The sequence below is a fragment of the Nannocystis punicea genome (assembly GCF_026965555.1).
GTDB classification, from domain to species: Bacteria; Myxococcota_A; Polyangia; order Nannocystales; family Nannocystaceae; genus Nannocystis; species Nannocystis punicea.
The window spans coordinates 10,298,109-10,311,881 of the sequence record NZ_CP114040.1 but is presented as its reverse complement, the minus strand read 5'-3'; the positions used below and the strand labels follow the sequence as shown (position 1 = coordinate 10,311,881).

Here is a 13,773-nt window from a genome sequence, read left to right as displayed (position 1 = left end):
ACGGCCCAAGGGAGGACGACGAGATGTCGACGGACGATCGCAACGAGAAGGACGAGGCGCCGCGTGGCCCCGGCAATTGCCCCGACTTGACGACCAATCAGGGGGTCGCGGTCGGCGACGACAACAACTCGCTGAGGGGAGGCGCCCGCGGCCCGACGCTGCTCGAAGACTTCATCCTGCGCGAGAAGATCACCCACTTCGATCACGAGCGGATACCCGAGCGGGTGGTCCACGCCCGCGGCGAGGGGGCCCACGGTTACTTCGAGGTCACGAACTCGCTGAAGAAGCTGACGACCGCGAAGTTCCTGCGCAAGGTCGGGCAGAAGACGAAGGTGTTCGTCCGCTTCTCGACGGTCGCCGGCTCGCGCGGCTCGACCGACCTGGCCCGCGACGTGCGCGGCTTCGCGGTCAAGTTCTACACCGAGGACGGTATCTACGACCTGGTCGGCAACAACATCCCGGTCTTCTTCATTCAGGACGCGACCAAGTTCCCGGACGTCATCCACGCGGTGAAGCCGGAGCAGGACAACGAGATCCCGCAAGCAGCCTCGGCCCACGACACGTTCTGGGACTTCGTGTCGCTGACCCCCGAGAGCATGCACATGCTCATGTGGGTGATGTCGGACCGGGCGATTCCCCGCAGCCTGCGCATGGTCGAGGGCTTCGGCGTCAACACGTTCCGCCTGCTCGACGAGGACGGCAAGGCCCACTTCGTCAAGTTCCACTGGAAGCCGAAGCTCGGCGTGCACTCGGTGGTGTGGGACGAGGCGCAGAAGATCAGCGGCAAGAACTCCGACTACCACCGCCTCGACCTGTGGCAGGCGATCGAGCGCGGGCAGTACCCCGAGTGGGAATTCGCCGTCCAGACCATCCCCGAGGGCGAGGAGGGCAAGTTCCCGTTCGACGTGCTCGACCCGACCAAGGTGTGGCCGGAGCAGATGGTGCCGCTGCAGAAGGTCGGCCGCCTGGTGCTCGACCGCAACCCCGACAACTTCTTCGCCGAGACCGAGCAGGTGGCGTTCTGCCCGTCGCACGTGGTGCCGGGCATCGACTTCTCCGAGGACCCGCTGCTGCAGGGCCGGCTGTTCTCGTACCTCGACACCCAGCTGTCCCGCCTCGGCAGCCCGAACTTCCACGAGCTGCCGATCAACCGCCCCGAGAACGCGATCGACAACAATCAGCGCGACGGGCACATGCGCCACATGATCAACAAGGGGCCCGTGGCCTACTCGCCGAACTCGCTGGCGAAGGGCTGCCCGTTCCACGCCGGCGCCAAGGGCTTCAACACCTACCCCGAGAAGATGGAGGGCAAGAAGGTCCGTGAGCGCAGCCCGCGGTTCGGCGACCACTTCGGCCAGGCCGAGCTGTTCTGGCGCAACCAGTCGGAGCCCGAGAAGCAGCACGTCGTCGACGCGTTCAGCTTCGAGCTCAGCAAGGTCCAGGCGGTGATGGTCCGCAAGCGCATGGTCGACCTGCTGACCCAGGTCGACGTGCAGCTGGCCGAGCGCGTGGCCAAGAACCTCGGCCTCACCGTCGACGACCAGGCCGCGGCGATGAAGCGCCTCAAGGCCGAGTGGGCCAAGTACGGCGTGACCTCGCCGCCCGGCCAGCGCCGGGACTACGACGACGTCAAGGCGCCCGAGCTCAGCATGGCCGACACCGTCAAGGACACCATCGAGTCGCGACAGATCGCCGTGCTCGTCGCCGACGGGGTCGACGGCGCCCAGGTCGACGCGATCAAGTCGGCCCTCACCGCCGGCGGCGCGATCGTCGAGGTGGTGGCGCCGACGATGGCCCCGGTCAAGCGCAGCGACGGCAAGCCGCTCGCGCCCCAGCAGTCGCTGCGCACGGCGGCGTCGGTGCTCTACGACGCGGTCTACGTGCCAGGCGGGGCCGACAGCGCGGCCGCGCTGAAGAAGGAGGGCGTGGCGCTCCACTTCGTGGCCGAGGCGTTCGCCCACTACAAGGCGATCGCCGCCACCGGCGACGGCCTCGACGTGCTGCTCGCCAGCGGCATCGTGCCGCCGGGCGGGTCGGAGGCCGACCTGCTCAAAGAGCCAGGTGTGGTCGGCGCGCGCAAGCCGGCCGACGTGCAGCAGGTGGCGCAGCAGTTCGTCAAGGCAATCGCGGCCCACCGCCACTGGGACCGCAAGAACGTGGCGCGCGTGCCGGCGTGATCGCCGGCGCGGACGAGCGCGGCCGCGCTGCGGCTCGCGCTCGCCCGCGTGGCGGATGCGCGCCGCCGCGAGCGTTTGCGGCCGCGCCCACGCGAGGCCTGTGAGACCGCGGGGAACGACGATTCGGCGCGGCTCCGGGCGGGGCGTCGGCGAGCCGGCGCGAGCCGGCGAAGACGGGGCTAAAATCCGCCGGCCTATGAACGTCCCCGTCCTGACCTCGCGGATCGATTCGGTCACGGTGTATCGCCAGGGCGCGCTGGTCTGTCGCTCGGCGATCTTGCTGGCGGCGCAGCCGGTGCCGCCGCAGGTCAAGGTGCTCGGGCTGCCGCTCAGCCTCGACGACGGCTCGGTCCGCGTGCGCGTCGAGGGCGAGGGCGGCGAGCTGCCGGTGGCGATGGACCTGCGGATCGCGCTCGACCTCGCGGTGCCCGACCCGGCCCTGCCGCCGCCCGACGACGCGGAGCTCAAGCAGGCCCGCCGCGAGGTCCGCTCGCTCGCCGACCGCCGCGCCCACCTCGAGGCGCAGCGCGCCCGGCTCGAGCGGCTGCAGGTGTACGAGCGCCCCGCCAACAAGCGCGGCCAACCACCGCTGCCGTCGCCGACGGCCGCGAGGTTGTCGCTGATCGAGTTCCAGCAGCAGCAGATCGCGGCGCTCGACGGGCAGCTGCAGCAGCTCCGCGTCGACCAGCGCGAGGCCGAGGAGCGCCGTGAACACCTCGAGGCCCGCCGCAAGGCGGCCTCGAAGGCGCGCCAGGCCAAGCCGCACGAGCTGCGCAAGGCGGCGCTCATCAGCCTGCGCGCGCACGAGGTGCCGACGGCGCCGGTGCGCGTGATCCTCGAGTACATGGTGCCCGGCGCCCGCTGGGCCCCGGCCTACGCGGTGAGCCTGACCCGCGACATGGCGAGGGCGACCGTGGCCGTGCGCGCGGTGGTGGCCCAGGACAGCGGCGAGGACTGGACCGGCGTGCGCCTCACTCTGGCGACCGCCGACGCCCAGCGATGGGTCGAGCTGCCGGAGATGCAGGCGCTGCGGATCGGTCGCCGTCAACCTCCGCCGCAGCGCCGCGGCTGGCGGGCGCCTCCCGCCGGCGCGGGCGAGCTGTACGCCGACTACGATCGCTTCCTCGCCGGCGGCGGACCGCCGAGGCGCAAGTCGGCCGCGTCCGAGCCGGCGCCCAGCGACGAGTGGGACCGCGAGGTCGCGGGGGAGATCGACACGCTGCTCGCCGACATGCCGACCGAGAGGACGCAGAGCGGGATGATCAGCCCGCAGCAGCAACAGCTGCTCGCGCAGCTGCAGCAGCTCGAGCAGGCGCGCAACGGGCCGGCGCCCGGGGGTGCGCGGCCCGAGGCCAAGGGCGGCGCGCCGGCGCGACCGATGGCGCCGCCGATGCGCTCGGCCCCGCCGCCTCCGGCTCCGCCGCCGTCGGCCGCTGCGCCGCAGGCGATGACGTTCTCGGCCGAGCGGCGCAAGAGCAGCGGCTTCGGCGGAGCGCTGGCGGACGCCGGCGGCGCGCTGGCGGGCGCCGTCGGCGGCTTGTTCGGCGGTGCCGAGGGCGGGGGCGGCGGCGCGCCGCGAGGCGGCCTGGCGCGCTTCGAGCCGGAGCCCGAGCACGAGGCGGCGCCGGAGCAGCTGGCCTACGGCGACCTGCGCATGCCTGGCCCCGAGGCCAGCCGACGCGGCGTGCTGACGCTGTCGCACCGGCGCGAGCGCTACCTCGAGATGTTGTGGGTGCGCGAGGTGACGCGCGAGATCGACGTCGTCTCGCTGATCGACGGCGCGGTCGCGCGGGCCCAGCACGCCGGCGCCCGCGGGCTGCCGCCGCGCCACCGGTTCGCCGAGTCGTGGTTCGGCTTCGACTACGTGTACGCCGCCGAGACGCCGATCGACATCCCGTCCGACGGCGACTATCACTCGGTGCCGCTGCTCAAGCAGCAGGCGCCGATCCAGCTCGGCTACGTGGTGGTGCCGCGCGAGAGCACCGACGTGTACCGCTTCGTCAAGCTGAAGAACCCGCTCGACGCGCCGCTCCTACCTGGCCCTGCGGACATCTACGTCGGCGGCGACTACTTGCTGTCGGCCGACCTGAAGGTCGCCCCGCCGCGCGGCGAGGTGCAGATCGGCCTCGGCGTCGAGCAGGCGATCAAGGTCTCGCGCAACACCCACTACAAGGAAGAGGCGGCCGGCCTGATGGGCGGCTCGCTGTCGCTGCGCCACGAGCTCGAGTTCGAGGTCGCCAACCGCTCGCAGCGGCCGGTCGAGGTCGAGGTGCAGGAGCGGATCCCCAGCCTGCGCGAGCGGGAGGACGAGATCCACGTCGAGCTCGGCGCGGTCGAGCCGGCGTGGGCGCCGTTCGAGCCCGAGCACTACGAGCTCGAGGGCGGCTACCGCTGGCGCGTGCAGGTCCCGCCCGGCCAGCAGAAGAAGCTCAGCGCGACCTACGTGGTCCGGATCTCCGCGAAGAAGGAACTGGTCGGCGGCAACCGCCGGGAGTGAGTCATGTCCGAGCCCACCGTCATCGACAAGCACGAGCCCGTCACCCCGTCCGTCGCGCCGGTCGAATTCAAGGCCCCGATCGTCGAGGTCACCGTCCTCGAGGACCGCGCCCACGTCGTCCGCCGCGGCTCGATCGAGCTGCGCGCCGGCGTCACCCGCCTGCGGATCGCCGGCGTCGCGCCGGTCATGGCCGACAAGACGCTGTGCGCCGCGATCGTGCCGCACACCCAGAAGTCCGGCGACGGCGCGCGCGAGCGCGTCAGCGACGTGCAGGTCCGCCGCTCGAAGCTGGTGCTCGGCGACGACAAGCCCGAGCGGGCGCGCGAGCTGCAGCGCGAGCGCGACCGCCTGTCCCAAAGGCTAGCTGAGCTGCAGGCCGCGCGCGACCTGGCCCACCGCCACGAGGCGGCGCTCGCCGGGGTCGGCGAGGTCACGATCCAGGACATCGGCGTCGACGTCTGCTACGGCCAGGACGCGCCGGCGCAGTGGGCCGAGGCGCTCGAGCGGGTCGCCGCGCGCGAGCGCAAGGCCCGGGAGGAGCGGCAGGGGCTCGACTTCGAGGTGAGCGAGGTCGAGGCCGAGCTCGGGCGCTTGAACCAGCGGATCGGCGCGACCTCGCAGGTCAGCGACGCGGTCTCGGCCGAGGTCGTGGTCGAGGTGTGGGTCGCGGCGGCCGGCGTCTACGGCGTGCAGGTCGACTACGTGGTGCCGGGCGCGTGCTGGCGGCCGTACCACCGCGCGCAGCTGGTCGAGCTGGTCAAGGGCGCCGACCCGATGCTGCACTTCAGCAGCGAGGGCTGCGTGTGGCAGAACACCGGCGAGGACTGGAGCGACGTGCAGCTGATCTTCTCGACCGAGCGGCCGTCGCTCGGCACCGAGCCGCCGCAGCTCGCCAGCGACGTGCTGTACGTCCAGCGCAAGAGCGAGGTCATCGTCGTCGAGGCGCGCGAGCAGGAGGTGCAGACCACGGGGCTCGGCGCGGCGCCGAAGCAGCGCACGGCCGACCTGCCCGGCATCGACGACGGCGGCGAGGTGTTGACGCTGCGCGCGGCGGCCCGCGCGAGCGTGCCGAGCGACGGCCGGCCCTACCGCGTGCCGCTGATGAGCGGGACCTTGAAGACCACGATCGAGCACGTGCTGATGGCCGAGCTCGCCGAGGCCGTGATCTTGAAGACGACCCACGTCAACGACCGCCTGCATCAACCCATCCTCGCCGGGCCGGTCGACCTGATCAAAAACGGCGGGTTCGTCGGTCGCACCAGCGTGTTGTTCATCGCGCCCGGCGAGAACTTCGCCATCGGCTGGGGACCCGACGGGGCCGTGCGGGTGCAGCGGACGGTGACGCAGGCGCGCGAGGAGCGGGCGATGCTGTCGGGCTGGACGTCGCAGATCCACAAGATCGAGGTCAAGCTCAGCAACCTCGGCGCGCAGGCTCGCACGGTGCAAGTCAGCGAGCGGGTGCCGGTGTCGGAGATCGAGAAGGTGAAGATCGAGGTCGACGCCGCTGCGACCAGCGATCGGGCGCGACCCGACAGCAACGGACTGGTCCGCTGGAAGGTCGAGCTGCCTGGTTACGGGCGCGCAAGCCTCAGCCTCGGCTTCATCGTCCGCAAGCACGGCGACGTCGTCGGGATCTGAGGTCGTCCGCAGACGTCGGACACGAGTGCAGGTCCGGGGGGTGCGTAGCGCCCAGCGCGCCTGCAGTAACCTGTTCTTGCAGACAGGTCGTCGCGGCGAGGCCGCCGATGTGTCACGCCGACGTCGCCTGTTCCAAGGGCCCGGCGTCCGGTTTTCCCACCGCGCAGGGGTGTAAGCCCGGAGGCTCGAGACCGCGCGTGACCTCACTCTTTACTGGACGGCGGCGCGAGACCCTTCTTATGCTGGCTACGGCGCTCCAGGGCCGTGTCGCGGGCGGCCCGCTGCGGGCGGCTCGTTACCTCGACTTTGTTCCCCCCGATTGAAGGTCCAAAAACATGCAGTTCGTCCGTCTGCCGAAGTCCCAACCTCTCTGTCGATCGCGCCGTGGCGTCAGCTCGCGCGCCCGGGCAGGTCAGACCCTCAAGATCGTGGCGGCCGTGTCTGCGGTCTTGATGCCCGCGCTGGCCGGCGCGACCCCCTGGGAGCCCAACAACAACGTCCAGCTCCCCGACGACGCCCACACCTCGCAGAAGGTCGAGCTGGTCGACATCGACGCCGACGGCTGGGTCGACATCGTGTTCGCCAACAGCAAGGGCGAGGGCCTCATCAACGGCGGCCAGGCCACCGCGGAGTTCAGCCAGCTGCTGCATAACGACCAGGGCACGGGCTTCACCGAGCTGGGGGGCGTGTTCGAGGAGGAACACAACTCGTGGGTGATCAAGGTCGGTGACATCGACGAGGACGGCGACGCCGACCTGGTCGTCGGGGACAGCTTCAACGGCAGCATGAGCCACGTCCTCATCAACGAGGGCAACAACACGTTCACCCGCGAGGACATCGTCGGCAGCGCCAACGCGACCATCGGCGACCTCGAGCTCGGCGACGTCGACGGCGACGGCGACCTCGACATCCTGGCGGCGGACTGGGGTCCGCTGCCGCACGGCCAGATCGACGACCCGGGCAACCCGCTCCGCCTGTGGCTGAACGACGGCAACGGCACCTTCAGCGACGGCAGCGCCAAGCTGGCGATGGGTATGGAGGTGCTGGCCGCCTGGTCGTTCGACCTCGAGCTGGTCGACATCAACAACGACTACGCGCTCGACATCATGGTCTCGACGCGCGGCGACGCCGACCCGGCGGTCGTGATGTTGAACGACGGCGAGGGCAACTTCTCGAATCATCCGGTGCCGGCGCTGCAGCCGATGAACACGAAGAACATCAACGTGGCGTTCACGCCGATGGACTTCGACGGCGAGGGCTCGCTCGACGTGCTCACGCTGCAGGACGGCGGGCTCAGCCAGTGCGTCGGCGACCCGCCCGTGTGCGCCCGCCGCAACTCGGTGCTGATCAACGACGGCGCCGGCGGCTTCACCATCCCGATGAACTACTGGGCCACCCAGTTCAACCCGGGCAAGAACGACTTCGACGCGGCGACCCTCGACTTCAACAACGACGGCAAGCCGGACTTCGTGGTCCTGGGCACCAGCATCAACAACGGCGTCAACGCGCGGCTGCTGATCAACGACGGGGCCAAGTTCGGCCCGCCGGCGCTGCCGATGATGGACGTCGCGTTCCCGGCCGACCCGAGCCTGAGCCGCACGACCAGCCTGATGTTCGCCGACTTCAACCACGACCGCCGCGAGGACATGGCGGTCGCCCAGCGCGACGCGAACCTGGACAACTCCGTGCTGTTCGGCAAGGCCGACATGGCCGACGGCGTGCCGGAGGACGTGACGCCGCCGCGCATCTACGACGACAACTTCGGCGAAAAGCTCGGCACGCTGCTGTTCTTCGGCAAGGACGCCGGCCTCGACGCGCGCGTCAACGACTACAAGACCCCGATCCACTGGCACGACTTCCAGTTCGACACCGCGCTCGACACGTACAACCTGATCGGCGACGGCGCGGCGCTGACGGCCCACAACCGCCGCCTGCCGTACATGGAGATGGCCCTCAGCCTGGAGGACCCGGAGGACATCAAGAGCCTGGCCGACGGCGACCCGAAGAAGTACATCGCGCCGTCGATCTGGTTCGGCGAGGGCCTCTGGACCGTCAACTTCAAGGTCCCCTACAACCAGATGGCCGAGGACACGCTGACTTGGCAGTACTGTGCCATCGACGCGGCCGGCAACAAGACCTGCCTCGGCCCGTTCTCGGTCAAGGTCGAGATCGATCCGAACGACTGCGGCGACGGCGAGGTCCAGGAGTGGGAGACCTGCGACAGCGACTCGCCGACCTGCGTCGCCTGCAACGAGACCTGCGGCAACGGCACCTGCGACGACAACGAGACGCCGGAGACCTGCCCGGAGGACTGCGGGCCGTGCGACAACGACGAGGCCTGTGAGCCGCCGGAGAACGCGGAGAACTGCCCCGACGACTGCGACTACGACGGCGTGTGCGGCGACGGCACCTGCCAGAACCCGCCGGAGAACGAGCAGAACTGCCCCGACGACTGCGGCCCGTGCGACAACGACGGCGCCTGCGAGCCGCCGGAGAACGCGACCAACTGCCCGAACGACTGCAACTACGAAGGCTACTGCGGCGACGACATCTGCCAGAAGCCGAACGAGAACGAGACCAACTGCCCCGACGACTGCTTGCCCGATCCGACCGACGGCGGCGTTTGTGGCAACGGCGTCTGCGACTCCAACGAGTCCTTGGAGCTCTGCCCCGAGGATTGCGCGGTCTGCGGCGACGAGATGTGCACCGAGCCGTACGAGAGCGTCAAGACCTGCCCGGTGGACTGCGGCGGCAACACGATCAGCGACGGCGAGTGCCCCGACACCGCGGGCGGCGTCGACGGCCAGTGCCAGCTCGACGACGACGGCTGCGGCTGCGTCGCCGAGCCGCAGGACGGCACGCGCGGCCTGTGGGCGTCGCTGCTGCTGTTCGGCGTGTTCGGCGTGCGTCGCTTCCGCAAGCGCGCCTGATCGCCGCGCGTACGGGGGTCGAGCGGTCTCCACGGCCGCTCGCCCCTCGCTCGATTTCCAGCGTCCCTGTCCGGAACCGTGATTACCTCTTGCTCCTAGGGAGAAGTGCCATGCTCGTCGCCCTTGCCGTGAAGTCTTCATCCTCTCCTCGTCGTCGCGCCGGTCGGGCGCTCCAGGTGGTCACCGCGGTCACCGCGGCCGTCCTCCCGGCGATCGCGGGCGCGTCTCCGTGGGAGCCGAGGCCGGAGATCCAGCTGCCCGACGACGGCCGCACCGCGCAGAAGGTCGAGCTCGTCGACATCAACGCCGACGGCTGGGTCGACATCGTGTTCGCGAACAGCAAGGGCGAGGGCGTCTCGGGCTCGAACGCCAACGCCGAGGTCAACCAGGTGCTGGTGAACGACCAGGGTACCGGCTTTACCGAGCTCGGCGGGATCTTCACCGACCCCGACAACGCGTGGGTCATCAAGGCCGGCGACATCGACGCCGACGGCGACGCGGACCTGGTCGTCGGCGTCAGCTTCTCCAGCCCCAGCTTCGTGCTCATCAACGACGAGGGCACCTTCACCCGCGAGGACCTCGTCGACAGCGCCAGCGCCAGCATCGGCGACCTCGAGCTCGGCGACGTCGACAACGACGGCGACCTCGACATCTTCGCCAGCGACTGGGGCGACGCCGCCCAGCACGGCTTCATCGACGACCCGGGCGGTCCGCTGCGGCTGTGGCTGAACAACGGCGACGGCACGTTCGCCAACGGCGACGCCCAGCTGATGATGGGGATGGAGCTGCTCGCGGCGTGGTCGTTCGACGTCGAGCTCGTCGACATCAACAACGACTACGCGCTCGACGCGATGATCTCGACCCGCGGCGACGCCGACCCCGCGCGGGTGCTGCTGAACGACGGCCAGGGCAACTTCAGCAACCACCCCGTGCCGGCGCTGCAGCCGATGAACACGAAGAACATCAACGTGGCGTTCACGCCGATGGACTTCGACGGCGACGGCGCCGTCGACGTGATCACGCTGCAGGACGGCGGGCTCAGCCAGTGCATGGGCGACCCGCCGGTGTGCGCCCGTCGCAACTCGCTGCTGCTGAACGACGGCAGCGGCGGGTTCACCATCCCGATGGCCTACTGGGGCCCGGGCGACAACCCGGGCAGGAACGACTTCGACGCGGCGAGCCTCGACTTCAACAACGACGCCAAGCCCGACTTCGTCATCACCGGCACGAGCATCAACAACACCGTCAACTCGCGCCTCCTGCTGAACGACGGCGCCAAGTTCACCGTCGCGCCGGCGCCGCTCGACAGCGCGTTCCCGGCGGTGGCGCAGCTCAACGACACCGTCGGCCTGATGTTCGCCGACTTCGACCACGACCGCCGCGAGGACGTCGCGGTCGCCCAGCGCGACGCGGCGCTCAGCAACCACGCGCTGTTCGGCCGCGACGACCCCGACGACGGCATCGCCGAGGACGACACGCCGCCGCGGATCTACGACGACAACATCGGCAGCAAGCTCGGCACCCTGCTGTTCTTCGGCCAGCACGCCGGCTTCGAGGCCCGCGTCAACGACTACAAGACGCCGAGCCACTGGCACGACTACCTGTTCGACGCGACCCTGACCGGCCTCAAGCTGACCGGCGACGGCGCGGCCCTCACGACCCACGGCCGCCGCCTGCCGTACATGGAGTTCGCGCTCGGCCTCGGCGATCCGCAAGAGCTGGTGACGATGGCCGACGACGACCCGAAGAAGTTCATCGCGCCGTCGATCTGGTTCGGCGAGGCGCTGTGGCGGGTCGGCTTCACCGTGCCCTACAACGGCAGCAAGACCGACACTCTGACCTGGCAGTACTGTGCCATCGACGCCGCCGCCAACCGCGTCTGCGTCGGTCCGTTCACGGTGGAGCTGGGGATCGACCCCGAGAGCTGCGGCGACGGGACGGTGCAGGAGTGGGAGACCTGCGACGACGACTCGCCGCTCTGCGTGATGTGCGAGAACACCTGCGGCGACGGCATGTGCGAGATGCCGGCCGAGAACAGCACGAACTGCCCCGAGGACTGCGGGCCGTGCGACGGCGTGTGCGGCACCGCCGACGACCCGATGTGCCCCGACGACTGCCCCGACACCGACAGCGACTCGGGGGCCGTGTGCGGCGACGGGACCTGCGACGACGGCGAGGTGTGCCCGGAGGACTGCGGCGAGACGGCCGGCGAGTGCAACGGCGTGTGCGAGCCGACCGGCGGCGAGACCTGCCCCGAGGACTGCCTGTGCGGCGACGGCGTGTGCGGCCCCGGTGAGGACGCGACCCTCTGCCCGGAGGACTGCCCCGGCGAGACCGCCACCGACTCCGACGGCCAGTGCCCCGACGGCGGCGCGCCGGGGGCGGACGGCCAGTGCCAGCTCGACGACGACGGCTGCGGCTGCGTCGCCGACGGCCAGGGCACCCGCGGCCTGTGGGGCTCGCTGCTGCTGCTCGGCGTGTTCGGCGTCCGCCGCTCCCGCAAGCGCGCGTGAGTCGCAGCGACGCTGCGTGAGGGCTCCGGCGCGCCGCGCCGGGGCCCTTTCTGCGTGCGCTCATGGACGCGGTGACGAGCCACGAATTCGCGTGAGTCGAGGCAAAGACGTCCTCGGTGCTTGCGACACCCGCACGTCGCGATGATTCGGCGCAGTAGTCCTTTCCATGATGGCCGAAGAGACAGGCCACGCGGATGTCACGAGTGCAGCGGCAGACGGACGACCATGGGGCCTGCAGCGGTCACCGTCGAGACGCGTCGAACTTCGAGGCCTGGCGTCCTCGTCCGGAATTCTCCGGATGAACGAGAGGACGCCGTCCTTGTCGACGCATCGCCCGGTTCGATCGGGACGATCCACTTGAACGCGCCGAGCCGCCCGAGTAGACTCCAGGCGACGTTCGATTCACGCTCGCTCTCGCGGTCGGGTTTCAATGTCGTGAAATGGGGGGATGCGGATGAATCGGCAATTGGGTGCAGGGTTGCTCCGGAGGGTTGCGACGATCGGCGGTTGCATGGGCGTGCTGGGCTCGGGGGCCCCGATCGCACACGCGGCCCCGACGGTGGATTGGTCCACGTATCACGGCGGTCTCATCGATGAAGCCGGCCATGACGTCGACATCAGCCCCAGCGGTCTGGTCGACGTGGTCGGCGGGACGACCTCGAATCTCCTGAGCACCGCGGGGGTGTGGCAGACGCTGCGGGGCGGCGACGAGGACGCGTTCGTGACCCAGTACGATCCGTCGGGCGGATTGCCGTCGTGGTTCACGTATTACGGCGGCTCCGGCTTCGACCAATTCCGCCACCTGGTCCACGGCAGCAGCGACGAGATCTACGCGGTCGGGTACACCACGTCCAGCAATGGCAACAACGTGATCGCCAGCGTCGGCGCGGAGAACACCGCGCTGAACGGGGCCTCCGACGCCATGCTGGTGAAGTTCGACGATACCGGGACCAGCCGGCTGTGGGGCACCTACTTCGGCGGGAACGGCAACGAGATCGGCGAGGGCATCTGCATCGCCGAGACGGGGACCGTCTATATCGTGGGCAGCACGACTTCGACCGCCGACCTGGCCGACTTCGTCGCCCACGACAATGACCTCAACTCGTTCCAGGACGGGTTCGTCGCCAAGGTCACGAGCACCGGCGACGTGCTGTGGGCGGCCTATATCGGCGGCTCCGACGGCTATTCGGTGGCGCTGGGTTGTACCGTCGACTCGTCGAACAACGTCTACGTCGTCGGTTACACCGAGGCTTCCACGGGCGACGTCGGGATTCACCAGACGACGACCGAGGGCACCACCTACGGGGGGGTGGGCGACGCGTTCATCATGAAGTTCAACACGAACGGCACGCGTCAGTGGGGGCGTTACTTCGGCGGGACGGCCCTCGATCGGGCCGAGGCCGTCGACCTCGACGAGGCCGGGAACCTGATCGTCACCGGCCACACCCTCTCGAGCTCGGGCGTGGCGAACCTCCACGACACGACGCTGGGCGGCGGCCATGACGCGTTCGTCGGCGCGTTCCTGTCGTCGAACGGGAACCGCCGCTGGGCCCGTTATTACGGCGCGGCGGGGGTGGACGAGCTGGACGACGTCCAGGTCGTCGACGACAAGATCTTCCTCAGCGGGTGGACCAGCAGCGACAGCGGCGTGACCACCAGCAACGCCTTCGACGGGACCTTCGGCGGGGGCCTCGGGACCAGCGACGCGTTGTTCGTCGTCCTCGACCGGGCCAATTCCGGCAGCACGCTCTACGCGACCTACATCGGCGGCGACCAGGGCGAGAACGGCATGGGCGTCTCGGCCGAGCCCGACGGCCTCGGCGAGTACAACGCCGTGCTCAGCGGCTACACCCGGGGCTCGCTCACCGGCATCTGGGTCAGCCCGGGGGCCGACTCGTTCTGGAACGGCGGCTCGATGGGCAACCCGTTCGACGCCATCGTCACCTACTTCAGCGGGCTGTGAACCGGCGCCTCCGCGCGTCACGTGAATGAACGAAGGGACATGTCGTGCACGACAT

6 protein-coding genes are annotated in these 13,773 nt (G+C 70.0%); all 6 read left to right on the top strand.

Annotation, left to right across the window (positions count from 1 at the left end):
- Positions 1–23: 23 nt before the first annotated feature.
- Positions 24–2,177 (top strand): catalase, encoded by a 2,154-nt coding sequence (locus O0S08_RS39505; protein ID WP_269034653.1) that lies wholly within the window; start codon positions 24–26, stop codon positions 2,175–2,177.
- Between the two features lie 196 nt (positions 2,178–2,373).
- Positions 2,374–4,674: a DUF4139 domain-containing protein gene (locus O0S08_RS39500; RefSeq protein ID WP_269034652.1), complete on the top strand. Its 2,301-nt coding sequence runs from the start codon at positions 2,374–2,376 to the stop codon at positions 4,672–4,674.
- Positions 4,675–4,677: 3 nt separating this feature from the next.
- Positions 4,678–6,312, top strand: coding sequence for a mucoidy inhibitor MuiA family protein (locus tag O0S08_RS39495; protein ID WP_269034651.1), 1,635 nt, complete (start codon positions 4,678–4,680; stop codon positions 6,310–6,312).
- A gap of 437 nt (positions 6,313–6,749) precedes the next feature.
- Entirely contained in the window at positions 6,750–9,242 is a 2,493-nt protein-coding gene (locus O0S08_RS39490) for an FG-GAP repeat domain-containing protein (RefSeq protein ID WP_269034650.1), read from the top strand.
- 110 nt (positions 9,243–9,352) lie between these two features.
- A complete protein-coding gene (locus O0S08_RS39485) occupies positions 9,353–11,755 on the top strand; it encodes an FG-GAP-like repeat-containing protein (protein WP_269034649.1) in 2,403 nt (800 codons plus the stop codon).
- 559 nt (positions 11,756–12,314) lie between these two features.
- Entirely contained in the window at positions 12,315–13,718 is a 1,404-nt protein-coding gene (locus O0S08_RS39480; protein ID WP_269034648.1) for a hypothetical protein, read from the top strand.
- Positions 13,719–13,773 lie beyond the last annotated feature (55 nt).

Excerpts from the sequence above, each read along its gene's own strand:
- O0S08_RS39505 (WP_269034653.1), top strand. The coding sequence starts at position 24 with ATGTCGACGGACGATCGCAACGAGAAGGACGAGGCGCCGCGTGGCCCC.
- O0S08_RS39500 (WP_269034652.1), top strand. The coding sequence starts at position 2,374 with ATGAACGTCCCCGTCCTGACCTCGCGGATCGATTCGGTCACGGTGTAT.
- O0S08_RS39495 (WP_269034651.1), top strand. The coding sequence starts at position 4,678 with ATGTCCGAGCCCACCGTCATCGACAAGCACGAGCCCGTCACCCCGTCC.
- O0S08_RS39485 (WP_269034649.1), top strand. The coding sequence starts at position 9,353 with ATGCTCGTCGCCCTTGCCGTGAAGTCTTCATCCTCTCCTCGTCGTCGC.